We start from the raw sequence: 26428 nt of genomic DNA on the forward strand, positions 1-26428 counted from the left end.
GGTACCGGGCTCAGGGCTGTCCGGGCCGTTCTATTCCGTGAGATCCGCCGCGAGGTTCGCGATGTTGGTGAGCAGTGCCGTGCCGCGGCGGGAGTGGTCGTAGCCGGCGAGGGGGTAGCCGTTGCTCAGGCAGACGAAGGACAGGCCGGTCTCCGGGTCCATGAAGCCGAGTTGGTAGGCGGCTCCGGCGCTGCCGAAGAGGGCGGGCGAACCGGTGGACGGCAGGTTGCTGCCCGCGTCCGGTCCGGCCACCGTGACGAACAGGCCCATGCTGGTACGGCGGTCCGAGCCACCTCCGTAGATCTGCTCCCCGTACGGGTGGTCCGTCAGCCGGATCCGGGTGCCCTCCGCCACGGCCTCCGGCTTCCACAGGCCGGAGTGTTCCAGCGCCTGGAAGTACAGGGCGACGTCGGCGGCCGTGGCGACCAGTGCGTGACTGGGCTCCCCGGCGGCGAGCACTCGCGGGTCGGACAGGTACCAGGGTCCCCAGGGGTCGGGCTCCTGGTCGTCGCTCGTGCGGTCGGTGGCGGTCATGGGGGCGACGGTGCCGGGCTGCCGGTCGACCGGCACGCCGAGTTCCATCGAGAGCAGGCCGAGCGGCTGGACGATCTTCTCGCGCAGGTAGTCGGCGAAGGCCAGGCCGGTACGCCGTTCGACGATCTCGGCGATCAGCCAGGCGGCCGAGGTGAGATGGAACTGGAAGCGGCTGCCCGGCGGACAGTCCAGCCGCCAGCGGCCGAAGGCGGCGAGGCGCTGGTCGCGGTCGAGCATCTTCGGGTACCCGAGCGGTGCGAAGGGGAAGCCGGCGGTGTGGGTGAGCACCTGCCCGACCGTCACCGTCTCCTTCCCGTTGGGCGCGAACTCGGGGATGATCGCGGCGACGGGCTCGCCCACGTCCAGGAGTCCCTCGCCGATCAGCTTCCACACGACACCGGCGACGACGGACCGCCCGACGGACTGCAGGACGTACCGGGTGTCCGGTTCGGCGTCTCCCCACGTCTCGAAGGCCACCAGCCGCCCGCCTCGGGCCACGGCGACCTGCGCGGAGGGCAGCGGTCCGTGTTCGACCTCCAGACGGATCCGGCGCAGGAGCACGTCCAGCCGGTGCGGGTCGACACCCGCGGTCTCCGGGCCGACGACAGCGTGGTCAAGCGTCATGTGTTCCTCCCTGGCACGGCTCACGCAGGCGGCGGCGTACGACCTTGCCGTTCGCGTTGCGCGGCAGGTCGTCCACGAACCACCAGCGGACGGGGACCTTGAACCCGGACAGCCGGGCGCGGGTGTGGCTTCTGAGTGCCGCCGGCTGCGGCGGGGCGTCGGGATCGGCCGGTACGACGAAGGCGACGACGGTCTGACCGAGCCGCTCGTCGGGGACGCCGGTGACCGCGACGTCCGCCACGCCGGGATGCGCGGACAGGACCGTCTCCACCTCCAGCGGGTGGACGTTCTCGCCACCTCGGATGATCATGTCGGTGCGTCGGCCGAGCAGGTAGAGATAGCCGTCCTCGGCCACGCGGCCCAGGTCGCCGCTGTGCAGCCAGCCTTCGGCGTCGATCCGGAAGAGGTGGTCGGCGCGGGCGTGGATCTCTCCGACGCCGTCCGGGCCGGCGCCGTGGACCCTGACCTCGACGCCGGGGGCGGGCCGCCCCACCGACCGCAGCAGCTCGGTGCGTCCCGCGACCGCCTCCCGGTGGTCCTCCGGGGTGAGCACGCTGATCGGCGAGCCCTCGGTCTGGCCGAACATGTTGAGCATGCGGACGCCGGGCATCGCCTCGTACGTCCGGCGCAGGGTGCCGGGGCGGACGGGGGCGCCGCCGTACTGGAGGGTCCGCAGCGTCTCGTGGCGGGCCTCTCCGGCCGCCAGCAGGGTCTCCAGCATCGCGGGGACCATGCTGGTGTGTGTGGTGCCGAGGTCCCGCAGCAGGGCCCAGCCCTCGACCGTGAAGCGGGGCAGTCCGGTGATGAGCGCGCCCGCGGCGAGCGCGACGGCGATGTTGCCCAGGCCCGCGATGTGATGGAAGGGAGCGCTGCCGCCGTAGAAGCTGTCGGGGTCGAGACCGCACAGCCGCCCGTTCACGCGGGCTCGGGCGGCCAGCCGCCGCTGGCTCATGGGGACGGCTTTGGGCAGACCCGTCGTCCCGGAGGTGTGCAGGACGGCAGCGAGGTCGTCGGGTTCGGCGGTCAACGCCCTCGCGCTGGTGGGCAGTTCGGGCACGACGGCGATCCGTCGGCCGGACAGTTCGGCGACCTGCCTGCCGAGGTCGGCGAACTCGGGCTGCGCCAGCAGGACTTGGGCCCGGGTTCCCTTGACCACGGCGGCGAGCTCGTACGCCGTCATACGCACGCCGAGCGGTGCGAGCGGGTGGCCGGATCCGGCGCCGCCGATCACCAGCGCGAGGGCGTCGGCCGAGGTGGCGACGAGTGCGGGCACCGGTTCGCCGGGCTGCAGGCCAAGGGTGTCCAGCCAGTCGGCCGCGCCGGCCGCTCGGTCGAGGAGTTCGCGTCCGGTCCAGGTCAGGTCATGGAAACGGACGGCGGGGCGGGCATGGTCGTGGGCGCGGCTCACCATGGCGGTCCAGGTGGCTGTCGTCCCGGCCTCCTGAGCGGCGCCCACCGGGTCAGCGCTCCAGGCGGGCCGCCGCGGTGCCGGTGACCACCTCGGCGCCGTCCTGGTTGACGGTCCGCAGGACGAAGTGGGCGACCGGGCCGGTCGGTGTGTCCTCGATCGACTCGACGGTGACCGTGGCCGTCAGGGTGTCGCCGGGCCAGACCTGCGCCTTGAAGCGCACGCCGTAGCGCAGCAGTGCCTCGGTGCCGACCCAGTCGGTCAGTACCCGGCCGGTCATGCCCATCGTCAGCATGCCGTGGGCGAACACGCCGGGATAGCCCGCGGCCTCGACGGCGAACCGCTCGTCGGTGTGCAGCGGGTTGAAGTCTCCGGAGGCGCCCGCGTACTGCACGATGCGGGTGCGCTTGAGGTCGTCGACGAGGACGCTCTCGCGGGTCTCGCCGGCCTTGATGTCGTTGGGGCTCAGGCTCATCGGGCGTCCTTCGGGGTTGCCGGGCCCTCGGGAACGACGGCCACGGTCACGGCGCTGACGACCGGCTCGCCGTCGGCGTCCCGGTACTCGGTGAGGCGCTCGCTGAAGAGCAGGCGGCCGGTGCGGCCCTGCTTCTCCCAGCTGCGTCCGGTGCTGTTGTGCGCGTAGAGGGTCTCGCCGGCGCGCACCGGGCGGTGGTACTCGAAGTGCTGCTCGGCGTGGAGCCCGCCACCGCCCTCGGCCATGACCCCGGCGTCACGCCCCGACCCGAACCACTCCTCGTCCGGCTTGGGACGCAGGTGGGAGTCGGGGTCGTGGTGGGCGCTCGCCATGGTGAAGGTGGGCGGTGCGAGTGCTGACTCGCCCCGGTACGCCGGGTTCTCGTCGCCGATGGCACGGGCGAACATCATGATGTGCCCGGCCTCGACGGGAAACGGTTGCCCTGTCATCTGCGTGTGCTCCTCACATCGGTACGGCACATCCGTACGGCACATCAGTACGGCAGAAACGCGTCGCGCGTGGCCTCGTCCGGGTCGAAGTCCGGCGGCAGTCCCTCGAACTTGGGCTCCCGTTTCTCCACGAAGCTGGTCACGCCCTCGCGGAAGTCCGGTGAGCCCGCGAAGAACTCCATGGCGGAGTAGGAGCGGGCGAGGGCGTCGGTGAAGGTGCGGTCAAGGTCGCCGTACACCTGGTGGCGGACGACGGCCATGGCTCGCGGCGAGCAGTTGCGGGCGATGTCCCGGGCGTAGGCGCGGGCCGCGTCGAGCAGGTCTTCGGGTTCCACGACGCGGCTGACCAGGCCGAGGTCCTTCGCCTCGTCGGCGTCGAAGACGCGGCCGGACAGCAGCAGGTCGAGCGCGTTCTCCAGGCCTATGACGCGCGGCAGCACATACGGCAGGTTGTACTCGCCGGCCAGGCCGCGACGGGTGAACGCCGTGGTGAAGCGTGCCCCGCGGGAGGCGAAGCGGACGTCGCAGATGAGCGCCTGGACCAGACCGATGCCCGCGCAGGCCCCGTTGACGGCGGCGATCATCGGCTTCGGCATGGTCCGCCTGCTGTACATGGGAACGCGGGCCTGGAGGTTGAGGGACTCGCCCGGCTGCGAGTTCTGCTCCAGGCGCTGCATGTCCATCCCGGGACAGAAGGCCCTGCCCGCTCCGGTGATGAGCACCACCCTGACGGCGGGGTCGGTCGCGGCCTCGTCGAGAAGCGCGAAGAAGCGGCGCTCCATGGGGATGCTCCACGCGTTCTTGCGCTCGGGCCGGTTGAGGGTGACGGTGGCGACGCCGTCCTCGTCCACCTCGTACAGCACCAGATCCATGTCCTCGCCGGACACCACGGGTTCCTCGGGCATCACGTCACTCCTCGTCGAGCGGTTCGATCGGGTCGCCGACGCCGGGCCGCTCCCCGGAGATGGTCACCACCACCTGCCCGCGGGCGCAGATGCGTCCGTCGGCCATCACGTCGACGTCGGCGAAGTGCACTCGGCCGCCCCGCCGCACACAGCGCGCGTACGCGACCGCCTCACGGCCACGGGCGGGGGCGAGGTACTGCACCGACATGGACACCGTGCTGAGCCGGCTTCCCTTGGTGAAGTCGTGCCCGGCGATCACGGCTCCGGCGCCGGCGGTGTCGATGAGCGCGGAGATGACTCCGCCGTGGAAGACGTCTTCGTGGGCGGAGAGGGACTCGGCGTAGGGGAGCACGATCTCGACCCCGTCCGGGTCCCAGCGCGTCACCCGGATGCGGCAGCGGCGGTTGAAGGCGACCCCGCGCTCCCAGCGGGTCCGGAACCACGCCCGGCGTTCGCGCTGTTCCTGTTCGGTGAGGGTCCTCGCCGCGACGGTCATCAGCACGCCCTCCGGTCTGGCCTGTCGGCATCCATATAGTTACATGAATTGGATAGTTGAAGCAATCAAGCGGAGCTCTTCGTGGGTCCAGATGTATTATTTATATAACTGATTCGCTGTCTGTGAACAGAGGGAGACCCAGATGCCGTCGACCGCCCTGGCCGGGATCCGCGTGCTCGATCTGTCGCGCATCCTCGCCGCGCCCCTGGCCACCCAGATGCTGGCGGACCTGGGCGCCGAGGTGATCAAGGTGGAGCGGCCCGGATCGGGGGACGACTCGCGGACGTACGGCCCTCCCTTCGCGACCGGGCCCGAAGGCGACCGGACCGACACCGCCGCCTTCTACCTCTCCTGCAACCGCAACAAGCGGTCGGTCACCGTCAACCACGCCACCGCCGAGGGGCAGGAGCTGATCCGCGCCCTCGCCGCCCGGTCGGACGTCCTGGTCGAGAATTTCCGGACGGGCACGCTGGCGAAGTACGGCCTCGACCACGAGAGCCTGCGCGAGCTCAACCCGCGCCTCGTCTACCTCTCGGTCACCGGCTTCGGCCAGACCGGCCCGTACGCCGACCGGCCCGGCTACGACGGCATCTTCCAGGCCATGTCCGGGATGATGAGCGTCTCCGGGCACCCCGAGGAGCCGATGAAGGTCGGTGTCAGCATGATCGACATCCTCACGGGGCTCTACGCCTCCACTGCCGTCCTCGCGGCCCTGCGCCACCGGGACGCCACCGGCGAGGGCCAGTTCATCGACCTGTCCCTGCTGGACTGCGGCCTGGCCTCGCTGTCCCACTTCGCGATGAACTACCTGGTCTCCGGCGAGGTTCCGCAGCGTCGCGGCAACGGCGGGTACGGCGGAATCCCCTCGCAGGCCTTCCCCTGCAAGGACAAGCCGATCTTCCTGGTCGCGGGCAACGACAAGCAGTTCGCCGCGTTCTGCGCCGCCGCCGACCGCACCGACCTCCTCCAGGACGAACGGTTCGCCACGACCTCCGCCCGGATCGCCCACCGCGAGGAGATCCTGCCCGTGCTGGAGGCGGTCCTGCGCACCCGCACCCGGGACGAGTGGCTGACCGTACTCGACGAACACGACGTGCCCGCAGGCCCGTACAACGAGCTGCCCGAGGTCTTCGCCGACCCGCAGGTACAGCACCGGGGGATGCTGATCGAGGTCGCGGACCCGGCCTCCGGGCACCTGCCGATGCTCGCCAACCCCATCCGGTTCACGGCGACGCCGGTCGAGGGGTACGCCCCGCCGCCGGCGCTGGGTGAGCACACCGCCGAAGTACTCACCGGCCTTGCGGGGCTGACGGAGGAGGAGCTGGCGGGCCTGCGGGCCCGAGGAGTGGTGTAGCGGCGTCACCCGATGAGGGTCCGGCCGCCCTCCAGCATCAGCGTCGCACCGGTCAGATAGGCCATGTCGTCGCTGACGAGCGCGGCCACCGCCCGGCCGATGTCGGCCTCCGGGTCCCCCAGCCGGCCCAACGGGATCTGCCGGGCGAGCTCGTCCGCCTTCTGCGGGTGCGCGGCGAGGTAGTCCTCCGCCGCCGGGCTCAACGCTGCCGGACAGATGACGTTCACACGGATCCCGTACGCGCCCCACTCCCGCGCGGCGACCCGGCTCAGGCCGCGAATCGCCTCCTTGGCCATCGCGTACGCCGCGAAGGTCGCCTCGCCCTGCACCGCGGCCGAGGAACCGAGGTTCACCACGCTGCCACGGCTCTTCTTGAGATGGGGCAGGGCGGCCTGCATCGCGTGGAAGGCGGCCAACGGTCCGCTGCGGTAGGTGAGTTCGACATCGTCGTACGACGTCTCCGCCAGCCGGCGCTGCACCGAGGACTGCGCGTTGTTGACGAGCACGTCGAGGCCACCGAACTCACGTACCGTCTCCGCCACCATGCGGTCGACGTCGTCCCGCTCCCCCACGTCCCCGACGACGGTGCAGGCTCGCCCCCCACGCTCGGCGATCTCCCCGGCCGTGTCCTTCAGCTTGCTCTCGGTGCGACCGGTGATCACCACGGCCGCTCCCTCGGCGGCCAGTGCGAGCGCGATGCCGCGGCCCACGCCCTGTCCTCCACCGGTGACCAGCGCTGTCTTCCCTGACAACCGTGCCATCACGTCTCCTTCCAGAAAGTCGCCCAGGAGGGGAAGGCCTCGGGCAGCGCCGGCTCTCCGGCGCCCTCCCAGCCGCTGAAGCCCACCGCCTGGGGGCGCTCGGTCACGTCGGCCGCGTACCAGTGCCGCTCACGGCGCCGGGAGAAGTACCACTCGCCGTCCACGCGGGCGTAGTCGTCCGCGTAGCAGATCGCCATCACGATCCACCGGTCCCCCACCTCGTGCTCGGCCCGGCAGTACACAGCCCCGGTCGCCGTGTCGCGGCCGGTGAACTCGACGCGGTGGCCGCAGATCTGGTGGACCGACCGGTGAAAGCCGCGCACCTGGGGGTCGATGTGCTGCCGCAGGACAGCCCTCCCGCGGCCGTGGCGCCCCATGTCCACGTCGGGCCGGAAGCAGCCGACCCAGGCGTCCAGGTCGCGGCCGTCCACGGCGAGCGCGTAGCGGATGGGCAGCTGCTGGATGGCGAGCTGCGACTCGATGCGGTCGACACGGTCCTCGATCGACGTCACGGGCGCGGCTCCTTCGGCAGGCCGAGGACCTGCTCCCCGATGATGTTGCGCTGGATCTCGCTCGACCCGCCGTAGATCGTCTCCGCGAGGGACAGCAGGAAGGAGCGCTGCCGGGTGTCCAGGCCGTAGTCCTCGCCGACGATCTGCCCGGCGGGTCCCGCCAACTCCGTTGCCAGCGCACCGAGTTGCTGGTGCCGGGTCGACGCGTACAGCTTCGCGGTGGTGACCTGCGCGCCCGGCGTGCGGCCGGCGGTCAGTTCGGCGATGGTCCGCAGATTGGTGGTGCGCATGATGCGTACGGATATCCAGGCGTCGACGATGCGGCGGCGCAGCATCGGATCGTCGAGCGCGCCCCCCTCGCGGGCCAGGTCGATCAGTGCCTCGGCCTCCCGCTCGAAGGTGAGCTGCTGAGGCAGGAGCGTGGTGCCGCGCTCGATGCCGAGCGTGGCCATCGCCGTGCGCCAGCCCTGGCCGACCTCGCCGACGACCATGTCGGCGCCGGTGCGGGCGTCGGAGAGGAACACCTCGGCGAACTCGTCCTGGCCTGCGAGGTTGCGGATGGGGCGAATCTCGACCCCGGGCTGGTCCGTGGGCAGGAGCAGCAGGCTCAGACCCTTGTGCCGCACGGATCGCGGATCGGTGCGGGTGAGGACGTACAGCCAGTCGGCGTGCACACCGAACGAGGTCCACACCTTCTGTCCGCTGACCACCCACTCGTCGCCGTCCCGTTCCGCCCGGGTGCGCACGGATGCCAGGTCGGAGCCGGCGCCGGGTTCACTGAAGCCCTGGCCCCACAGTTCCTCGACGGCGAGGATGGGCGGCAGGAAGCGCTTCTTCTGCGCCTCGCCGCCCATCGCGAGGAGCATCGGGCCGAGCAGGTCGAGGGCGTTGACGGTGGCCCGGTACGGGGCGTTCACGCGGGCGTACTCGTACTCGAAGACGATCTCCTCCAGCAGCCCGAGCCCGCGTCCTCCGTATTCCCTGGGCCAGCCGACGCCCAGCCAGTTCCCGGCGGACAGCTCGCGGTCCCAGGCGAGGCGGACCTCCCAGGCAGCGCCGTCGGTGGGGCCGCCCACGCCCCGGTGCTCGGCGAACTCCCCCACCAGGTGGTCCGCCAGCCAGTCCCGCACCTCGTCGCGGAAGTCGCGTACGGCGGGCCCGAAGTCCAGCTCCATGTCTGCTTCTCCCTGAGGTCTCAGATGCCGAGCCGGGCGGCGAGCAGTTCCCGGTGGTACGACGGTGTGCCGAGCAGTACTTCGGAGCTCTTGGCCCGCTTGAAGTACAGGTGTGCGGGGTGCTCCCAGGTGAAGCCGATACCGCCGTGGATCTGGATGTTGTCGGCGGCGACCTTGGTGAACGCCTCCGAGCAGAAGGCCTGCGCGAGGGCGGCCGCCATCGCGATCTCCGTCTCGTCGCCCCCGTCCAGCGCCCACAGTCCGCCGTACGCGGCCGAGCGGGCGGACTCGATCTCCATGAGCATGTCGGCGCACTTGTGCTTGATCCCCTGGAACGAGCCGATGGGCCGGCCGTACTGCTCGCGGATCTTGGCGTACTCCACGGCGGCGTCCAGGGCGGCCGCGGCTCCCCCGACCTGTTCCGCGGACAGGAGTACGGCGGCGGTGGCGAGGGTGCGCTCCAGCGCGGGCCATGCCGCGCCCTCGGAGCCCAGGAGGCGGGCGGGCGTGTCCGTGAACTCGAGCCGGGCTTGTTTGCGGGTCTGGTCGAGGGTGGGGAGGGGGGTGCGGGTGAGGCCGGGCGCGTCGGTGGTCTCGACAGCCAGGAGGCTGACGCCCGAGGGCGTCCGGGCTGCGACCAGGAGCAGGTCGGCGAGGTGTCCGTCGGGGACGTAGGTCTTCGCGCCGGTCAGCCGCCAGCCCCCTGTTTCGTCGTGGGCGGCGGTGAGCCGGACGCCCTGCTCGTCCCAGCGGCCACTGTCCTCGGTGAGCGCCAGCGTGGCCACCGTCTCGCCGGACGCGATGCCCGGGAGGAGGTCGTGTCGCGCCTGTTCGTCGGCGCAGCGCAGCAGTGCCTCGACGGCCAGGGCGACGGTGGCGAAGTACGGCCCGCCGAGCAGCGCGCGGCCCGTCTCCTCGAAGACGATGCCGAGATCGGCGTAGCCGAAGCCCGAGCCGCCGTACTCCTCGGGTACGGCGAGGCCCTGCAGACCGAGTTCGCCGGCCATCCGCCGCCAGACGACAGGGTCGTGGCCCCGGGGGTCGGCGGCCAGGCGGCGCACGTCCGCCTCGTCGGAGTGCTTGGCGAGGAACGAGCGGACGACCTTGCGCAGTTCGTCCTGTTCCTCGCTGAAGGTGAGATCCATGCCGAGCTTCCCGTCCTCCGTGCAACGTCACGTGCGGCCTGCTTGCCGCCCACCCTTCGATACAGTTAGATAATTATAGTATCCACACTGAATGCACCAGGAGCGCGACGTGACCGATCCCTACGCCCCGTTCACGAGCCTGACCTTCGAGCGGCCCGCGCCCGGCGTGCTGCGGATCGTGCTCGACGCGCCGAACCTCAATGCCGTGGATCCGCGGATGCACGGCGAGCTCGCCGACATCTGGTCCGTCGTGGACCGGGACGAGGAGACCCGGGCGGTGCTCGTCCAGGGTGCGGGCAGGGCGTTCTCGGCGGGCGGGACCTTCGACTCCATCGAAACCATGACCGAGGACTACGCCGTGCGTGCCCGGGTGATGCGGGAGGCGCGGGACATGGTCTACGGGGTGCTCAACTGCTCCAAGCCGGTGGTCTCCGCGCTCCACGGCCCGGCGGTCGGGGCGGGGCTGGTCATCGGGATGCTGGCGGACATCTCCGTCGCCGCCCGCACGGCGAAGATCGTCGACGGGCACACGCGGCTCGGCGTCGCGGCCGGTGACCACGCCGCCATCTGCTGGCCGCTGCTGTGCGGCATGGCCAAGGCCAAGTACTACCTCCTCACCTGCGAGACGCTCACCGGCGAGGAGGCCGAGCGGATCGGGCTGGTGTCGAAGTGCGTGGACGACGCGGACGTGCACACCGAGGCCCTGCGGGTGGCGACGGCCCTGGCCGCCGGGCCGGCCAGTGCGATCAGCTGGACCAAGCGGTCCCTCAACCACTGGTACCGCACGGCCCAGCCGATCTTCGAAGCCTCGCTGGGGCTGGAGTTCTTCGGGTTCGGCGGGCACGAGGTCGTCGAGGGACTCGCCGCCCACCGCGAGAAGCGGCCCGCGGACTTCGAGGGGGTCAGCGACAAGCACCCGCTCGACCTGTGACCACCGTACGAGAGGAACCGATCATGGCGCCGCAGCAGACCAGCACCGAAGTCCCCCTTCTGGTCAAGGGACTCACCTATGAGGAGATGCCGGCCGGACAGGTCTTCCGGACCGCCCGCCGCACCATCACGGAGACCGACCTGGTCAACTTCGTCACCTGGGGCGGCTTCACCGAGCCCCTCTTCTGGGACGCCTCGCACGCGGCGGACGGCGGCTACACGGGGCGACTGGTCCCGGGGGGACTGACGTACTGCATCGCCGAAGGGCTCGTCCTGCAGACGAACGTGCTGCACGGCACGGGCCTCGCCTTCCTGCACATGGAACTCGACGTGCTGGGTCCGGTGTACGTCGGCGACACCGTGTACGCCGTCGTGGAGACCACGGACTCCCGGCCCTCCAGCAAGCCCGGCCGGGGCGTGGTGACCAGCAGGATCACGGTACGCAACCAGCGGGACGAGGACGTCCTCGTCTACACGCCGGTGCGGCTGATCCGCGGCAGGGACTACGAGGCTCCGGCATCCTGAGCCCGAGGGGCGCCCGGCACCAGACTCAGACCGGCGGCGCGCCCCGCCTCGGGTACGGCCGTGCCGGCGAAGGCGCCGCGGTGCAACCAGTCGGAGGGGATCGGGGGGCGCGGCGGGGCCTCGTGGTCGGGGACCGCCATCGTGTACAGGCGGGTGTAGCGGAACTTGGCCTCCAGGTTGTCGAGGACCGACCAGTACTCGTAGCCGCACACCTCCACCCCGGCCGCGGTGAGTCCGGCCAGCCAGGTGAGCCGGGCGCGCAGCAGGGCCCGGCGCCGGTCGTCGTCGCTGTGTCCCGTGTCGTCGACCAGGTCCAGGTCGCCCATGCCGTTGTCGATGACGGACAGCGGCGGCAGCACGTCGCCGTACAGCTCGTACAGGCCGGCGACGGCGTCCGCGAGTCCCTCGGGGATGATCGGCCAGCCGTAGGCGGTGGTCTCCACGTCGTCGAACGGGACGATCGCGAAGCCCAGGCCCACGAGGAGGCGGTTCACCTCGTTGAGGGCGCTCTGACACGTCCTCGTCGGCAGCACGCGCGGCAGGTTCTCCGGTGCGGTGACACGGAACGGGGTGTGCCAGGACAGGCCCAGCAGGTCCTGCTCGGTGGCGATGGTCTCCAGGTCGCCGGGGTGTACGCAGCCGGTGTCCTCGACCGGTGAGTCGCCGTCTTCGGTCACCATGTGCTCGCCGAGCAGCAGGGGGTCGAGGAAGAGACGGTTGGTCCAGCTCTCCAGGCGTTCCAGGGCGAGGCGGTCGTAGGGATCCTCGGTGGCGGGGTAGCCGCCCACGAGGGTGACCGTGGTGCCGATCGGGCCTCGCGCGCCGGTGGCCCTCAGGGCCTGGGCGGCGAGTCCGTTGGCCAGCAGGATGTGGTGGACCGCGGGCAGCCCGGCCCGGCCCGCTCCCCGGTTCGGGGGGTACATTCCGGCCACGTGGTCCGCGAGTGTGGGGCCGGCGAGGTCGGTGGAGGTGATCCAGCGTTCCACCCGGTCGCCGAAACGGCGGCCCAACTCGGCGGCGAAGGCGGCGAAGTGCTCGGCGGTGTCGCGGGCCAGCCAGCCGCCGGCCGCGTCCAGCCACGGTGGCAGCGAGCGGTCGAGCAGGGTGAGTCCGGGCCGGGTGCCTTGAGCGAGGAGTGCGTCCAGCGCACGGTCGCAGCGGTCCAGGGCGTCCCGGTCCCAGCTGCCGGGGCCGTCGGGCTGGAGCTGCGGCCAGCCGGCGACCATGCGGTGGGTGTCCGCGACGACCCCGGTCAGCTGCCGGAGGTCGTCGGTCCACTGCCGGAAGTGGCCGCCGCGTTCCGGCGGGGGCGGCGGTGGCGCCGCGATGGTGTCCGCGGTGGCGACCCCCCAGTCGGCACAGCGCAGGGATTCGTGCAGGAAACCATCGCTCATGGTGACCATCCAGGCGGTCAATGGTTTAGCGCATTCAACTGAATGTCCGCCGACCGGACGCTAACAGGTCAAACAAACTACGACAATGTTTCGGCCAGATCTCCCGGTGCGGGATCAGACCGTCCCCAGGACGAGGTCGGCCGCCCTCCACGCCATGGCCATGATCGGCGCGTTCAGATTGCCGGACACCATCGTCGGCATGACCGAGCAGTCGACGACCCGCAGGCCCTCGATGCCGCGTACGCGCAGCCGGGCGTCGACGACGTCTTCGTCGGCGGGGCCCATGGCGCAGGTGCCGATGGCGTGGTAGCCGCAGCGGCCCTGGTCGAGACCGGCGTCGATGATGTCCTGGTCGTCGCGGACCCCGGGGCCCGGCAGCGTCTCGGCGGTGATCCGGGCGGCGATCGGATCGGTCTCGAAGAGTTCCCGCATGCGCCGGAAGAGGGCGGCCCCCACCGTGCGGTCGTGGTCGGAGCCGTAGTAGTTCGGTGTGATCGTGAGAGGGGCGTCGGGGTCGGCCGACGTGATGTGCAGGCCGCCCTCGGCGGTGGGGCGCAGGATGTAGCCGAGGCCCATCACCCCGGGCTCGCGCTCCACGCCGGTCTCCTTGCCGGGCACGTCGGGCAGCAGGGACACCGGTGCGATGAGCAACTGGGCGTCCGGGCGGGCGAGTTCGGGGCGGGTCTTGAAGAAGGCGATCACGTCGAAGGCGGGCGCGGCCAGCGGTCCACGGCGGGTGGCCAGGTATCTCGCCCCCGACAGGGCCTGCCGCAGCGGTGTGCTCAGGGCCTTGTTGTAGCCGAGGTCGTCCTTCAGCCGGTACTGGACGACGAAACACCGGTGCTCGCGCATCCGGCCGCCCACGTGCGGGCTGTCGACCAGGACGTCCACGCCCGCCGACTTCAGCGTCTCGGCCGGGCCGATGCCGGACAGTTGGAGGATCTTGGGCGTGGCGATGCTGCCGGCGGAGAGGATCACCTCGCGCCGAGCCCGGAAGTCGGCCTCCCGGCCCTTGTTGCGGGCGTGGACGCCGACGGCTCTGCCGTGCTCGGCGAGGACGCGCGTCACGTGGGTGTCCACCGCCACGGTCAGGTTCGGCCGGTCCGCGACGGGGTGCAGGAAGGCGCGGGCGGCGCTGAACCGCTGCCCCTTCCTGATGGTGGCCATGGCGTAGCCGATGCGTTCGTCGTCGCTCGCGTTCAGATCGTCCGTGCGACGCCAGCCGAGTCCGGTCCCGGCGGCGATCGCCTCCTCGCAGAGCGGCTCCGGCCGCGGTGCGGTGGAGACGTGCAGTGGGCCGCCGGCGCCGCGGGCCTGGGAGGCGCCGAGCGCGTTGTCCTCGATCCGCCGGAAGACCGGCAGCATGGTGTCCCAGCCCCAGCCGGGGTTGCCGAGGCGTTCCAGCTCGTCGTAGTCGGCGCGGTCGCCGCGGTTGTAGACCATGCCGTTGACCGAGCTCGATCCGCCGAGCGTCCGGCCCCGGACCCATTGCTCGACGCGGCGGCTCGGGCCCACCGGCTCGACCGGGTAGTGCCAGGCGAACCGGGGATCGCCCAGCAGCTTGCCGAACCCCTTGGGCATTCTGATCAGCGGTGTGGTGTCCCGGCCGCCGGCCTCGATCAGGAGCACCGACGTCTTCGGGTCCTCGGAGAGACGGCCGGCGAGTACGCAACCCGCGGACCCCGCGCCCACCACGATGTAGTCGAACGTCGTCATCCCTGGTCCTCCGATGCCGGTGCCTGCTCCTCGAGGGGGCGGAACTCCTCCTCCCGCCACCAGGGGTAGAGAGGCGGCATGTCCTTGCTGACCCGGCCAGGGAATGCGGGCGGCCGTTTGGCGAGGAACGACTGGACGCCCTCCACGGGGTCCGGGCCGCCGCCGATCTGGCTCATGATCCGGGAGTCGAGCCGGTGGGCGGCCATCGGGTGCGGCTCGCCCAGCATCCGCCACATCATCTGACGGGAGAGGGCGACCGAGATCGCGGAGGTGTTCTCGGCGATCTCCCGGGCGAGTTCGTACGCCGCCGGCAGCAGTTCCTCCGGCGGGTGCACGGAGCGGACCAGCCCCGCCGCCAGCGCCTCCTCGGGGCCGAAGACCCTGCCGGTCGCCACCCATTCCATGGCCCGCTGCATGCCCACGGCCCGCGGCAGGAACCAGCTCGCCGCCGACTCCGGCACGATGCCGCGGCGGGCGAACACGAAGCCGAACTTCGCCGAGGTCGACGCCAGTCGGATGTCCATGGGCAGGGTCATGCTGGCCCCGACGCCCGCCGCCGGGCCGTTGATCGCCGCGATCACCGGCTTGGTGCTGGAGAAGATCCGCAGCGCCACCCGGCCACCGGTGTCCCGGTGCCGGGCGCCCGCCTTGCGATGGTCGAAGGAGGAGCCGCCGGAGCTGACGTCGGCGCCCGCGCAGAAGCCCCGTCCGGCGCCGGTCACCACGGTCACGCGTACGTCGTCGTCGGCGTCGGCCGCGTCCAGGACGTCGAGCAGGTCGGCCATCATCCGGGGGTTGAAGGCGTTGAGTTTCTCGGGCCGGTTGAGGGTGACGGTGAGGATCCGGTCCGCCACCTCGGCCCGCACGGTCTCGTACTCCTGCTCCGGCATACGCGTCCTCCGTCACTCCAGCGAGCCGTTTCCAGAAAGCTTAATTAGTTATAGCATTCAACTCTACTGACTTGTTCCTGACCGATGGACGACTGATGGCGGTGGAGATGACCGACCTGGTGGTGACGGCTGTCGGGCCGGTCCGGCTGATCGAGCTGAACCGGCCGGACCAGCTCAACTCGATGAGCGAGGAGCTGCACTCCTCCCTCGCGTCCCTCTGGGACTCGCTCGCCGCCGATCCGGATGCCCGGGTGGTGGTGCTCACCGGGCGCGGCCGGGCGTTCAGCGCCGGGGGCGACTTCGACATCATGACCCGCGTCCAGCGCGACCGCGCCTTCCGCGAACGCAACGTCGACGAGGCACGGCGGATCATCACCGGCATGGTCCGCTGCCCGCTGCCGGTGATCGCGGCCGTCAACGGGCCCGCGGTGGGCCTGGGGTGCAGCCTGGCCCTGCTGAGCGACCTCGTCCTGATCGCCGACGACGCCTATGTGGCCGACCCGCACGTCCAGGTCGGGCTCGTCGCCGGTGACGGCGGCGCTCTCGTCCTGCCGTTGCTGGTCGGCCTCACCCGCGCGAAGGAACTGCTGTTCCTCGGCGACCGGGTGAGCGCCGAGGAGGCGGTCCGGCTGGGCATCGCCAACCGCGCCGTGCCGAAGGACAAGCTCCTGGACGAGGCCATGGACCTCGCCGGGCGGCTGGCCGCCCTGCCCTCGCAGGCCCTGCGCGAGACCAAGCGCGCGGTGAACCTGCACCTGGAACAGGCGCTCGCCACCGTGCTGGAACCGGCCCTGCTCGCCGAGCAGGAGAGTATGCACTCGCCGGACCACATCGCCGTCGTGGAGAAGATCATCGCGTCCCGCGGCCGTCGCAGGACCGCCGAGGAGGGCTGAGGCATGGACTTCGCGTTCAGCGAGGAGCAGGCCGAACTGGGGCGCATGGTCAGGGCGTTCCTGGCGGACACCTCGCCGGAGACCGAAGTGCGGCGTCTGATGGAGACGCCCGAGGGCTTCGACCGGGCGCTGTGGCGCCGGATGGGGACGGAGCTCGGGCTGCAGGGGCTGGCGGTCCCCGAGGAGTACGGCGGCGCCGGGTGCGGGCCGGTCGAAGTGGGTGTGGTGATGGAGGAGATGGGACGTGCGCTGCTGTGTGCGCCGTTCCTGTCCTCGGCCGTGCTGGCGACGACCACGCTGCTGCGCTGCGCCGACGAGGACGCCCGCAAGCGCCTGTTGCCGGGCCTGGCCTCCGGCGAACTCGTCGGGACACTCGCCCTGACCGAGGACTCGGCCCGCTGGGACGCGGCGGGAGTCCGGCTCACCGCCCGTGAAAGCAACGGGAGTTGGCTGCTGACCGGGCACAAGATGTTCGTCCTGGACGGTGCCACCGCCGATGTCGTCCTCACCGTCGCCCGCACCGGCGACGGCATCGGGGTGTTCTGCGTGGAGGGCGACGCGACCGGCCTGACGCGTGAGCCGCTGCCCACGATGGACCCGACCCGCCGCCAGGCCCGCCTCGACTACCGGGACGTACCGGCGACCCGGCTGCGTACGCACGGCGACGGATGGGACCTGGTGTCGCAGGTGCTCGGCCGGGCCGCGGTGGCGCTGGCCGCCGAGCAGGTCGGAGTGGCCTCCCGCGCGCTCGACATGGCGGTGGAGTACGCCAAGGTGCGCCACCAGTTCGGGCGGCCCATCGGCTCCTTCCAGGCCGTGAAACATCTGCTCGCCGACGTCCTCCTGGAGGTGGAGTCGGCGCGCGCCGCCGCCCACTACGCCCTGCTCGCCGCCGAGACCGAGGACCCGGAGCTGCCCGCCACGGCCAGCCTGGTCAAGGCGTTCTGCTCCGAGGCCTGTCTGCAGGCGACGGAGGAGAACATCCAGGTGCACGGCGGCATCGGCTTCACCTGGGAGCACCCGGCCCACCTCTATCTGAAGCGGGCCAAGACGTCACAGCTGCTGTTCGGGGATCCGGCGTACCACCGGGAACTGCTCGCACGGAGAATCGGCATGGAAACGGACGAGGGAGCGGCATGAAGGTCGACGGCAAGCTCAACGTGTGGAGCACCACGGAGGTCGTGGAGGAGGCCAGGCACCACGAGAAGGCCGGCTATGACGGCCTGTGGGCGTCGGAGTCCAAGCACGACCCCTTCCTGCCGCTGGTGCTGGCGGCCGAGCACACCGACCGCCTCGAGGTGGGGACGGCCATCGCGGTGGCCTTCGCCCGCTCCCCCATGCAGCTCGCGTACACCGCGCACGACCTGCAGACCTACGCGGGCGGACGGTTCTCGCTCGGTCTCGGCAGCCAGATCAAGCCGCACATCGAGCGGCGCTTCGACATGCCGTGGAGCCGGCCCGCGGCCCGCATGCGGGAGTACGTGAGCGCGCTGCACGCCATCTGGTCGGCCTGGAACGAGGGCGGGAAGCTCGACTTCCGCGGCGACTTCTACTCGCACACCCTGATGTCGCCCTTCTTCTCTCCTCCGCCCGCTCCCGGCGGAGCGCCCAAGGTGTTCGTGGCCGCGGTCGGTCAGGCGATGACCAAGGTGGCGGGCGAGGTCGCCGACGGGCTCCTCGCGCACGGCTTCACCACGGAGCGATACCTGCGGGAGGTGACCCTGCCCACCGTGGAGGCGGGTCTGGCCACGTCCGGCCGCACGCGGGCCGACTTCGCCGTCTCCCATCTGCTGCTGACCGCGACCGGCCGCACGGAGGAGGAGATGACCCGCGCGATCGACGGCACCCGTGCCCAGATCGCCTTCTACGGCAGCACGCCCGCCTATCGCGGGGTGCTGGAGCTGCACGGCTGGGGTGAACTCGGCGACGAGCTGCACGCGTTGTCGACGTCCCGGCGCGAGGACAAGTGGGAGGCGATGAGCCGCCTGGTCGACGACGAGGTGCTGCACACGTTCGCGGTCGTGGCGGAACCGGAGCGGGTCGCGGGCGAGATCCGGCGCCGGTACGGGGCGCTGGTCGACCGGGTGTCCTTCTACACGGCGTACGAGATCGACGCCGAGGTGTGGGAGCCCATCGTGCAGGAGTTGCGCACACCCGAGTGACGCTCGGCCGAGCAGGTCGCCGCCGCGGCTCCCGCGACGGCGGCCGCGCCCGCTCCGGTCCCGTAGGTCAGCCGAGCAGGTCCAGGACTGTCGTCATGGACCTGTTCTGCAGCAGGTAGTCCTCGGCCTCCTGGAGGTGGAGGCGCCACAGCTCCTCGGCGGCCTCGGTCCGGCGGGCGGCCACCAGTTCGACGAGCGCGCCGTGGGCGCGGAAGCCCCGGCGGTTGGCCCGCACGTTCTCGGGGCTTCCGGCGTCGAGGTCGACGTGGGACCAGTTCGCCTGGTCGATGATGTGCCGCACCATGCCGTTGAGGACGCTCAGCGTCTCGTTGCCCGCCAGTTCGACGACCAGGGCGTGGAACTCCATGTGGGCACGGATGAAGGCCGACGGGTCGTCCATCAGCGCCTCGGCCTCGGCGACGGCGGCTCGCAGCCGCTCCAGGTCCTCCTCCGTGCGCCCCTCGGCCAGCAGACCGGCGCACGGTGCCTCGATGACCGTACGGGCGTCGTAGACGTCCTTGAGGGTCGTGCCCCGGTATTCGAGCACCACGCCGGCGTACCGGGCCGCGACCGTGCCTTCCGGGGTCTGCACGCGTGCCCCGCCCCGGGCGCCCCGGCGCACGCTGATCAGCGACTCCGACTCCAGCACCCGGAACGCCTCACGCAACGTCGGCCGGGAGACGGCGAACTCCGCCATCAGCGCCGACTCGGCGGGCAGCGCCTCGCCCTCGGTCAGCTCCCCGCGCACGATCTTGCGGCGCAGCTGTGCCGCCACCAGCTCGGCCATCTTGGGGACGCGGACCTTGACACCGTTCACACCGCCACCGCCACCGCCCTGCCGCCCCGCCGCACTCATCACCGGGCCCACCTCCGTCCGACCCACAGGTGCGGGACACAGCCCGAGCACCGGGTAGACGGTTCACTCTACTAGATAACTGATTGAACTAGGTTACCGAGTTCGCGGCAATGAGATGTTCGGCCAGCGCGAGCAGCAGATCGCGGCCGACCGACCGCTGCCGCATGTCCCCGATCACCAAGGGGACTTCCGGGTCCAGGTCCAGCGCTTCGCGGATCTCCCACTCGTCGCGTTCCTGGCGGCCGTGGAAGCAGTTGACGCCGATCACGAACGGGATGCCGCGGCTCTCGAAGAAGTCGATGGACGCGAAGCTGGACTCCAGCCGCCGGGTGTCGGCGACGACCACCGCGCCGAGCGCGCCGTGCACGAGGTCGTTCCACATGAACCAGAAGCGCTCCTGGCCGGGTGTCCCGAAGAGGTAGACCACCAGGCGGGGGTTCACCATGATGCGGCCGAAGTCCATGGCCACGGTGGTGGTGGACTTCCGCTCGACGCCCTCGACGTCGTCGACGCCCACGCTCGCGACGGTCAGGTACTCCTCGGTGCGCAGCGGCGCCACCTCGCTCACCGCCCCGACCAGGGTCGTCTTGCCGACGCCGAAGCCACCGGCAACGAGGATCTTGACCGCCGCCGGCGCCGAGCCGTCGTAGGCCCGGCCCGCGGGGTCAGAGTCTGCGAAGGCCATCCCTCACCGCCCGAAGAAGTGTCATGTCCAATGTGTTTCCCACTGCTACAGCGATCGGTGGACGGGTGGTGGCCCTGCCCAGCGCGACCAGGTCGTCGATCAGGATTTTCGTGACCGCCACGGGCAGGTTCAGTTCCGCGGCGATCTCGGCCACCGCCGCGGGGGTGCGGCACTGCTGGAGGATCGAGCGGTGCTCGGGTTGCAGGCCGCGCATCCCGGCCCGGCCGGGGGCCGGTTCGACGGTCGTCACGAGGGTGATGAGAGTGAGGTCGTCGCGCGCGGGTGCCGTCCGGCCCTGGGTGATGGTGTAGGGCCGTACCGACAGCGCTTCAGCGTCCCCCGCTTCCAGGCCGTCCATCCAGTGGCTCACTCACGTACACCGCCCTCGTCGGCGGGCGCACCGAAGCGTGCCTCGGTGCTCATGCGCCGGCCCACTTGCTGCATGAGGGTGTGCATGGCCACGGCCATCAACTCGGCGTCCACTTCCTGGGATGCCACGACGGCCAGATGAGTGCCCCGGCCCGCGGCGGAGATGAACAGCCACAGGTCGGTCATCTCGACGATCACCTGGTGCACCGAACCGCCACCGAACAGCTGCCCGACCCCGCGGGCCAGACTCTGCTGGCCGGTGGCCACGGCGGCGAGACGCTCCGCGTCACCGCGGGCGATGGTGCGGGACTGGCTGACCACCAGCCCGTCGTCGGACAGCACGATGGCGTGGCGCGTGCCGGGAACCTGCTCGACCAGCGCGTCCAGCAACCAGTCGAGGTCCGGATGGGTGGCGGTCGTTCGCATTGTCATGGTCAGTCTTCCGTCGGGATCCGTCTACGCTGCGGCAGCACGTCGGTGGGTTCGTGGTCGGTCGGGGGAGCATCGCGCCGGACCATCCGGGACTGGCGTTGGAAGGCGCCGATCGTCGCGCCGGAGCGGGCGGGCGCGGCCCGCCGGGCCGGCGTCCGCTCGTCGGGCGAAGGCGCCCGCAGGTCCGCGTTCGGGTCACGCAGTTCGTCGGCGAGACTGGCCAGGCGGACCCGTTTGGGCAGTGGTTGCGCGTCCGGCGCGGCATGCACGCGCGGTGGGCCGCTCATCCGCGGTGCGCCCGCCATCTGCGGCACTCCCTGGGGGCGCGGTGGCCGGGTCCACACATCGCCGGCGGGCGCCGTGACTCCGGGCGGGCCGATGCGGCCGGTCACCAGCGTGTCCACGTCCAGCGCCGTCCCGTGCTCCGGCCCGGGGACGTCCGCCACGGCCGCGTCGTGGGCCGGCTGCCAGGCGGCGTCGGCCTCCCCGGCCGTGGGCCCGGTCCGCTCGGGGGCGTCGACGACGAGTTCGTCGGGGATGAGGACGACCACCCGGGTGCCGCCGAACGAGGAGGGCCGCAGCTCCACCTGGATGCCGAGGCCACGCGCCAGCCGGGCGACCACATAGAGTCCGAGCCTGACGTCGTCCGCCCGGGACATGACGTCCATGCGGGGCGGTTCGCTCATCAGCCGGTTGGCCTCGTCGTACTGCGCGTCGTCCATGCCCACGCCGCGGTCCTCGATCTCCACCGCGAGGCCGCGCCCCACGCGGGCGGCGTACACCTCCACCGGTGTCGGCGGCTTGGAGAAGCCGACCGCGTTCTCCATGAGTTCGGCCAGCACGTGGATCACCAGACCGACCGCGCGCTCGGCCAGCCACACGCGCTCCTCGACATCGATCTGGATCCGCCGGTAGTCCTGCACCTCGCTCTGTGCGGAGCGCAGCACATCCAGCAGCAGGACGGGCTTGCGCCAGCGACGCTGCGGCTGGCCGCCCCCGAGGATCACCAGGTTCTCCTCGTAGCGCCGCAGCCGGGCGGTCAGATGGTCGAGGTCGAACAGGCCCTCCAGGACCTCGGGATCCTCGTGCCGACGCTCGAGTTCACTGAGCTTCTTCATCTGCAGTCCGATGAGCAGCTGGGTACGCCGGGCGATGCGCTGCAGGAGCTTCTCGAACCCGCGGAACTGCGACACCTGCGCCATCGTCGTGTCCAGGGCGCTGTGGCGCGCGAGGTTGAGCGCCTGGCCCAGCTGGCCCAGTTCGTCGTCGCCGTGCTGGATGGCCGGGAGTTCGGCGTCCAGGTCGACGACATCTCCTCTGCGCAGGCGTTCGACCACGTCCGGCATCCGGGTCTGCAGATCCAGGGCAGCCGCGCGCAGCGCGGAGATCCGCCGGCGCAGCGACCGGGTGAACACCGCGGTGACCAGCATGACCAGGGCCACCGCCACCGCGCCCATCACGCTGGTGACGACCAGCCGCCGCACCATCGCGTCCAGTTCCCTCTCGGTGGCCGCCGTCAGGGTCGCGGAGTAGGTGGCGTTGAGCTTCTGGAGCTGGGCGGCGACCGGCCCGACGCTGTCGCCCCACCTCTTGCCCAGTGCCTCGGAGAACTTGTCCGGGTCGGAGGCGGATGCGGACAGCAAGTCCTGCTCGGCCGCCGTCTTCTGCTCCCACGCGCCGCTCGCCATGAGTTTCCGGTAGAGCGCGCCCTGGTCGTCCGGGACGAGGGGCACGATCTTGTTGTCGTAGATGAATCGCTGGGAGCCGATCCATCCGGCGAGCTGCCCGCGTTCGGTGGCGGAGAGCCGTCCGGTCACCGAGCCGCGGGTGAACAGCGCGTTCTCCCGCGAGATCATCTCCATGCCCCACACCGAGTCGATGGCCGGCCGGGCGAGGTAGTCGATGTTGGGCAGACCGACATGGCTCAGAGTGGTGAACAGGTTCAACTGGCCGGAGATCAGGCTCGTATAGCGGTCGAACGTCTGCTGCTGCGAGGCGGTCCGCTGGTCCACCCCCGCCCGGTAGTCGGCCAGTTTCCGCAGATTGCTGCCCACCTGGACGACGTTGCGCCGGATGTCGTCCGGGGCGCTCCACTTGCTGTCGGGCAGATTCTGGACGGTGGTGACGTCCGCGTCGGTGCGGCCGCGCTGCTCGCGCAGCGCCTTCCGGTAGCCCTTGGGATCGGCGAGTGCCGCACCGCTGAGCCGCCGTTCCTCCTGGAGGTCGAAGAAGGCGGCCATGATGGGACGTGCCGCCGCGGAGGAGGCCGCGTTGCGGTCCTTCTGCCTCTGCCAGTCCGTGTAGAGCTGCGCGGAACTCGCCAGCCAGAGGGCCACGACGGTCACGCTGGGCACGAGAGCCAGGATGAGCAGAACCGTGCGGAGGGACGGCTGTCGCCGGGATCCGTTGCCCCTTGGGCCTTGCCTGTTCGACGCACGCGCGTGCACTGCCACTGAGGTCCCCAGCGATGCTCCAAGTGACAGGCCGCTCCGATGGGCCCACACGATGACGCGCCGATGCTATCTGTGGATACCGCTATCTAAATACACTTAGAGCACTAAAGTTTCACAGGTATCGGTTTCCATCGACGCGATCAGCGCTCCGGCACGAAACAGGGCAGCGTGATCTCGTCGGTGAGGGGCCGGAAGTCGACACGTACCCGCATGCCGATGCCGACGGTGTCCGGATCGCCGGCGTCGACGTGGGAGAGCAGGGTGCCGCCGTCGTCGAGGTCGATCACGGCGAGCGCGAAGGGCGTGTCGAAGCCAGGGCCGGGTGCGCGGTGCACCACGGTCACCGAGTAGACGGCCCCCCGGCCCACGCTGGGCACGTACCGCCAGTCCGGCGCCATGCACCCGGGGCAGGCGGGCTCGGGAACGAAGAAGCGCAGGTCGCAGGCCGAGCAGTACGGGACGACCAGGTCGCCGCGTCGGGCCGCGTCCCAGAACGCTTCGGACAGTTCGGTGGGGACGGGTACGGGCCGGCTCATCGCGTTCTCCCCAACAGGCTCATCTCGTAGTGCTGCGCGCCGGACCCCGCGTTCCCGACGACCGCCAGCTCGGCGCCCTCGACCTGGTGCACGGCGGTGCCGCGCAACTGCCGTACGGCCTCGACGACTTTGAGCGTCATCTGCTGCGTCCCGTTCCAGGCGTACGACAGACAGCCGCCGTCGGGATTGACGGGATGCTTGCCGCCCACGGCGATGGCGCCGCTGGCCGCCAGCGGTCCGCCCTCGCCCTCGCCGCACAGGCCGAGTGCCTCCAACTGCCGGATGATCTCGAAGGAGTTGGGGTCGTACAGGGAGAAGACGTCCACGTCGTGCGGGCTGACGCCCGCCATGGCGTAGGCGCGCGACGCGGCGTCCCGGCCGAGCTGCCCGACTTCTCGGTACAGCGCCGGGTTGGCGTACGCGGCCTGGTGGTACTCCATGCCGCCGCCCAGGACGGCGACGGCCGGGTGCGGCAGGTCGCGGGCCCGTTCGGCGGTGGTCACCACCATGGCGGCGCCGCCCTCGCCGACGATGCAGCAGTCCAGCAGGTGGAAGGGCGTGGCCACCATCCGGGAGGCGAGCACGTCGTCGGCGGTGTACGGCCCGCGGCCGTACATCATCGCCTCCGGGTTGGTGGCGCCGTTGTTGCGGATCGTGGCGGCGACCTCGGCGAGCTGCCGGGACGTCGTCCCGTACTCGTGCATGTGCCGGGCCGCCACCAGCGCGAACTGGGCGACGACATAGCTGCCCCACACGTCGGCGAACTCCAGGGGCACCCCGGCCCCGACGGGACCGGCGCCGCGCGAGACCAGCTTGCAGCCGCCGACGACGACGGTGTCCGCGTATCCGGCGCCGATGGCGGCGGCCGCCTTCAGCAGGCCCCGCGAGCCGGCGTTGTCGAGCATCGAGTCGCTGGTCCAGCGCAGGTCCCGGCCGAGCATCCGTGCCCAGGAACTGCCCTCGCCGGGTACGCCGCCCGGACCGGGCCAGTCGACCTGCGCGCCGTCGACGTCGGCCGGGGTCAGTCCGGCGTCCGCGATCGCGCCGCGTACCGCTTCGAGGGCGAGGTCCATGGCGTCCCGGTCGGGCAGCATCAACGCCTGCTCGGTGGCGTGCACACCGACGACCACGGGTTGGCGACCGTTCACGAGGTCACCGTCCCGCGCCGAGCGTGTCGCCGCCGGGATAGCCACCCCCGCCGAAGCGCTCGTCGAGCGCCTCGTAGTCCTTGGCGTAGTCCTTCGTGCGCGGCAGGGACTCGACGAACTCGACCGTCTTCGGCTTCTTGTACGAGGCGATCCGCGCCCGGCAGTGCTCGATGACGTCCGCCGCGGTGACCGGCTCGGCGCCCGGCTGGAGCACGACGACGGCCTTCACGTCCTGCGCCCAGCGCTCGTTGGGCACGCCGATCACGGCCGCCTCCTTCACCGCGGGGTGGGACTCGATGCAGTTCTCCACCTCGGCCGGGAAGATGTTCTCGGCCGCCGACTTGAGCATGCGGGTCGTCGTCCCGAGGAAGCTGATCGTGCCGTCGCTCTCGCGCCGGCCGAGGTCGGTGGTGTGCCACCAGCCGAAGCGGAAGCGCTCCTCGTTGATCGCGGGCCGGTTCCAGTAGCCGAGGTGGACGAGGTCGCCGCGGACACAGATCTCGCCGGCTTCGCCGGCCGCGCATTCCTGGCCGGCGCCGTCCAGGACGCGTACGGCGGTGAAGGGCCCCGGCCGTCCCGCGTTGCCCGCGCCCGAGCCGCCGTAGGCGCCGGTCACCGCGAAGCCGGTCACCTCGGTCTGTCCGTACCCGCGGCCCTCGCCGCCGCCGTTGCGGGTGAAGCGGCTCTGGTCGGTGGGGACGGTGCCCTGCCACAGGGGTGCGGCAACGCTCGCGCGCAGGTGGGAGAGGTCGTGGCCGGCCTCGCGGTTCAGGGCGACGAGCTGCGCGATGGTCGGTGGCATCAGGTAGGCGTGGGTGCACTGCTCCGCCGCCAGCAGCGGGAGCAGTTCCTCGGCGACCACGCGGCGGACGACCACGTTCTTGCCGCCGTGGACGAAGGCCGGGACGCCCCAGAACTGGTAGTTGCCGATGTGGAACATCGGTCCGGCGCCGAGGAAGGCGGTCTCCGTGCCGATGTCCCCCATCCAGGCGCCGCTCGCGCCCATGGCGAGCAGGTTGCGGTGCGAGAGCATCGAGCCGGACTGCCGGCCGGAGATCGCCGCGGTGTAGATGACCAGGAGCGCGGCGTCGGGGTCGACCTCGGCGACGGGGTCCTCGGGCGAGCCGGAGGCCAGGAAGCACTCGTAGGAGTCGGCGCCCTCGGAGTCGTGACGCAGCCACAACGCCCGGTGGTCGCTGCCGAGTTCGGCGCGCGCCTTGGCGACCGTGTCGCCGATCTCCTCGTCCTGCCAGACGATCACCTTGGGGTCGAAGTCCTCGACGGCGAAGGCCATCTCGGGGGCGGCCCAGCGCCAGTAGCCGGGGCAGACCATGGCGCCGATCTTCGCGGCGGCGCCGAGCAGCTCCCAGATCCGGAAGGAGTTCTGGCCCAGCCACAGGACGCGGTCGCCGGGGCCGACCCCCGCGTCCGCGAGGGCGCCTGCGAGTCGGTTGGTGCGCTCGTCCAGTTGGGGCCAGGTCAGCCGGACGTCGCCGTCGACGAGGGCGACGCCGTCGGGGAAGGACCTTCGGTGCTCACGGATGATGTCGCCGAACGTCAGGCGGCGGGCGGAATGCATGCTGTTGGCTCCAAAGGCTTGG

27 protein-coding genes are annotated in these 26428 nt (G+C 71.2%); 6 read left to right on the forward strand and 21 right to left on the reverse strand.

Annotated elements, in window-relative coordinates:
• Positions 1-30: 30 nt before the first annotated feature.
• From ACZ5XS_RS18775 to ACZ5XS_RS18800, 6 genes are read right to left on the reverse strand one after another with little or no spacing between them, the layout of a single operon-like run.
• The gene (locus ACZ5XS_RS18775) at positions 31-1158 is read right to left on the reverse strand and encodes a serine hydrolase domain-containing protein (RefSeq protein WP_468652588.1); all 1128 of its coding nucleotides are present in this window, start codon (positions 1156-1158) and stop codon (positions 31-33) included.
• Positions 1148-2614, reverse strand: coding sequence for a class I adenylate-forming enzyme family protein (locus ACZ5XS_RS18780; RefSeq protein ID WP_468652590.1), 1467 nt, complete (start codon positions 2612-2614; stop codon positions 1148-1150). Before ACZ5XS_RS18780 ends, ACZ5XS_RS18775 begins: the two co-directional genes overlap by 11 nt.
• 4 nt (positions 2615-2618) lie before the next feature.
• Complete coding sequence (locus ACZ5XS_RS18785) at positions 2619-3041, reverse strand: MaoC/PaaZ C-terminal domain-containing protein (RefSeq protein ID WP_468652592.1); 423 nt, start codon at positions 3039-3041, stop codon at positions 2619-2621.
• On the reverse strand, positions 3038-3490 hold the full coding sequence (locus ACZ5XS_RS18790; protein ID WP_468652594.1) for an FAS1-like dehydratase domain-containing protein: 453 nt from the start codon (positions 3488-3490) through the stop codon (positions 3038-3040). Before ACZ5XS_RS18790 ends, ACZ5XS_RS18785 begins: the two co-directional genes overlap by 4 nt.
• A gap of 44 nt (positions 3491-3534) precedes the next feature.
• Complete coding sequence (locus ACZ5XS_RS18795) at positions 3535-4395, reverse strand: enoyl-CoA hydratase-related protein (protein WP_468652596.1); 861 nt, start codon at positions 4393-4395, stop codon at positions 3535-3537.
• 4 nt (positions 4396-4399) lie between these two features.
• Positions 4400-4891: a PaaI family thioesterase gene (locus tag ACZ5XS_RS18800; protein WP_468652598.1), complete on the reverse strand. Its 492-nt coding sequence runs from the start codon at positions 4889-4891 to the stop codon at positions 4400-4402.
• Positions 4892-5033: 142 nt separating this feature from the next.
• Between ACZ5XS_RS18800 and ACZ5XS_RS18805 the strand changes: the two genes are divergently transcribed.
• Positions 5034-6245, forward strand: a complete 1212-nt coding sequence (locus tag ACZ5XS_RS18805; protein WP_468652600.1) for a CaiB/BaiF CoA transferase family protein — start codon at positions 5034-5036, stop codon at positions 6243-6245.
• A gap of 5 nt (positions 6246-6250) precedes the next feature.
• Here ACZ5XS_RS18805 and ACZ5XS_RS18810 read toward each other — a convergent pair whose 3' ends face one another.
• The 4 genes from ACZ5XS_RS18810 to ACZ5XS_RS18825 are packed head-to-tail and all read right to left on the reverse strand — an operon-like array spanning position 6251 to position 9838.
• Positions 6251-7006, reverse strand: a complete 756-nt coding sequence (locus ACZ5XS_RS18810; protein ID WP_468652602.1) for an SDR family NAD(P)-dependent oxidoreductase — start codon at positions 7004-7006, stop codon at positions 6251-6253.
• The gene (locus ACZ5XS_RS18815; protein ID WP_468652604.1) at positions 7006-7518 is read right to left on the reverse strand and encodes a nuclear transport factor 2 family protein; all 513 of its coding nucleotides are present in this window, start codon (positions 7516-7518) and stop codon (positions 7006-7008) included. Before ACZ5XS_RS18815 ends, ACZ5XS_RS18810 begins: the two co-directional genes overlap by 1 nt.
• Complete coding sequence (locus ACZ5XS_RS18820) at positions 7515-8693, reverse strand: acyl-CoA dehydrogenase family protein (RefSeq protein ID WP_468652606.1); 1179 nt, start codon at positions 8691-8693, stop codon at positions 7515-7517. Before ACZ5XS_RS18820 ends, ACZ5XS_RS18815 begins: the two co-directional genes overlap by 4 nt.
• 20 nt (positions 8694-8713) lie before the next feature.
• Entirely contained in the window at positions 8714-9838 is a 1125-nt protein-coding gene (locus tag ACZ5XS_RS18825) for an acyl-CoA dehydrogenase family protein (RefSeq protein ID WP_468652608.1), read from the reverse strand.
• 109 nt (positions 9839-9947) lie between these two features.
• Between ACZ5XS_RS18825 and ACZ5XS_RS18830 the strand changes: the two genes are divergently transcribed.
• Both ACZ5XS_RS18830 and ACZ5XS_RS18835 read left to right on the forward strand, forming a co-directional pair.
• Positions 9948-10769, forward strand: a complete 822-nt coding sequence (locus ACZ5XS_RS18830) for an enoyl-CoA hydratase/isomerase family protein (protein ID WP_468652610.1) — start codon at positions 9948-9950, stop codon at positions 10767-10769.
• A 23-nt stretch (positions 10770-10792) separates the two neighbouring features.
• On the forward strand, positions 10793-11293 hold the full coding sequence (locus ACZ5XS_RS18835; RefSeq protein WP_468652612.1) for a MaoC/PaaZ C-terminal domain-containing protein: 501 nt from the start codon (positions 10793-10795) through the stop codon (positions 11291-11293).
• Here the strand turns inward: ACZ5XS_RS18835 and ACZ5XS_RS18840 are convergent.
• From ACZ5XS_RS18840 to ACZ5XS_RS18850, 3 genes are all read right to left on the reverse strand, one after another.
• Positions 11272-12687: a family 1 glycosylhydrolase gene (locus tag ACZ5XS_RS18840; protein WP_468652614.1), complete on the reverse strand. Its 1416-nt coding sequence runs from the start codon at positions 12685-12687 to the stop codon at positions 11272-11274. The genes ACZ5XS_RS18835 and ACZ5XS_RS18840 overlap by 22 nt on opposite strands.
• 114 nt (positions 12688-12801) lie before the next feature.
• Entirely contained in the window at positions 12802-14403 is a 1602-nt protein-coding gene (locus tag ACZ5XS_RS18845; RefSeq protein ID WP_468652616.1) for a GMC family oxidoreductase, read from the reverse strand.
• Positions 14400-15293: a crotonase/enoyl-CoA hydratase family protein gene (locus tag ACZ5XS_RS18850; protein ID WP_468652618.1), complete on the reverse strand. Its 894-nt coding sequence runs from the start codon at positions 15291-15293 to the stop codon at positions 14400-14402. Before ACZ5XS_RS18850 ends, ACZ5XS_RS18845 begins: the two co-directional genes overlap by 4 nt.
• Positions 15294-15364: 71 nt before the next feature.
• On the opposite strand from ACZ5XS_RS18850, the gene ACZ5XS_RS18855 reads away from it, so the two are divergent.
• From ACZ5XS_RS18855 to ACZ5XS_RS18865, 3 genes are read left to right on the forward strand one after another with little or no spacing between them, the layout of a single operon-like run.
• Entirely contained in the window at positions 15365-16186 is an 822-nt protein-coding gene (locus tag ACZ5XS_RS18855; RefSeq protein WP_468652620.1) for an enoyl-CoA hydratase/isomerase family protein, read from the forward strand.
• A 3-nt stretch (positions 16187-16189) separates the two neighbouring features.
• Positions 16190-17326 (forward strand): acyl-CoA dehydrogenase family protein, encoded by a 1137-nt coding sequence (locus tag ACZ5XS_RS18860; protein WP_468652622.1) that lies wholly within the window; start codon positions 16190-16192, stop codon positions 17324-17326.
• Complete coding sequence (locus tag ACZ5XS_RS18865; RefSeq protein WP_468652624.1) at positions 17323-18348, forward strand: TIGR03617 family F420-dependent LLM class oxidoreductase; 1026 nt, start codon at positions 17323-17325, stop codon at positions 18346-18348. The genes ACZ5XS_RS18860 and ACZ5XS_RS18865 overlap by 4 nt, the downstream gene beginning before the upstream one ends.
• Positions 18349-18415: 67 nt before the next feature.
• Here ACZ5XS_RS18865 and ACZ5XS_RS18870 read toward each other — a convergent pair whose 3' ends face one another.
• The 8 genes from ACZ5XS_RS18870 to ACZ5XS_RS18905 form a co-directional block, all read right to left on the reverse strand.
• Positions 18416-19204, reverse strand: a complete 789-nt coding sequence (locus ACZ5XS_RS18870; RefSeq protein ID WP_468652626.1) for a FadR/GntR family transcriptional regulator — start codon at positions 19202-19204, stop codon at positions 18416-18418.
• 88 nt (positions 19205-19292) lie between these two features.
• Positions 19293-19889: a GTP-binding protein gene (locus ACZ5XS_RS18875; protein WP_468652628.1), complete on the reverse strand. Its 597-nt coding sequence runs from the start codon at positions 19887-19889 to the stop codon at positions 19293-19295.
• A complete protein-coding gene (locus tag ACZ5XS_RS18880) occupies positions 19870-20238 on the reverse strand; it encodes a DUF742 domain-containing protein (RefSeq protein ID WP_468652794.1) in 369 nt (122 codons plus the stop codon). Before ACZ5XS_RS18880 ends, ACZ5XS_RS18875 begins: the two co-directional genes overlap by 20 nt.
• A gap of 17 nt (positions 20239-20255) precedes the next feature.
• Positions 20256-20684 carry a roadblock/LC7 domain-containing protein gene (locus ACZ5XS_RS18885; RefSeq protein WP_468652796.1) on the reverse strand — a complete coding sequence of 143 codons (429 nt, stop codon included), beginning with the start codon at positions 20682-20684 and terminating at the stop codon, positions 20256-20258.
• An 8-nt stretch (positions 20685-20692) separates the two neighbouring features.
• On the reverse strand, positions 20693-23044 hold the full coding sequence (locus tag ACZ5XS_RS18890) for a sensor histidine kinase (RefSeq protein ID WP_468652630.1): 2352 nt from the start codon (positions 23042-23044) through the stop codon (positions 20693-20695).
• A 239-nt stretch (positions 23045-23283) separates the two neighbouring features.
• On the reverse strand, positions 23284-23679 hold the full coding sequence (locus ACZ5XS_RS18895; RefSeq protein ID WP_468652632.1) for a Zn-ribbon domain-containing OB-fold protein: 396 nt from the start codon (positions 23677-23679) through the stop codon (positions 23284-23286).
• Complete coding sequence (locus tag ACZ5XS_RS18900; RefSeq protein WP_468652634.1) at positions 23676-24827, reverse strand: thiolase family protein; 1152 nt, start codon at positions 24825-24827, stop codon at positions 23676-23678. The genes ACZ5XS_RS18895 and ACZ5XS_RS18900 overlap by 4 nt, the downstream gene beginning before the upstream one ends.
• Before the next feature lie 4 nt (positions 24828-24831).
• On the reverse strand, positions 24832-26406 hold the full coding sequence (locus ACZ5XS_RS18905; RefSeq protein ID WP_468652636.1) for an AMP-binding protein: 1575 nt from the start codon (positions 26404-26406) through the stop codon (positions 24832-24834).
• Positions 26407-26428 lie beyond the last annotated feature (22 nt).

The sequence above is a fragment of the Streptomyces sp. NPDC033131 genome (genome assembly GCF_055578365.1).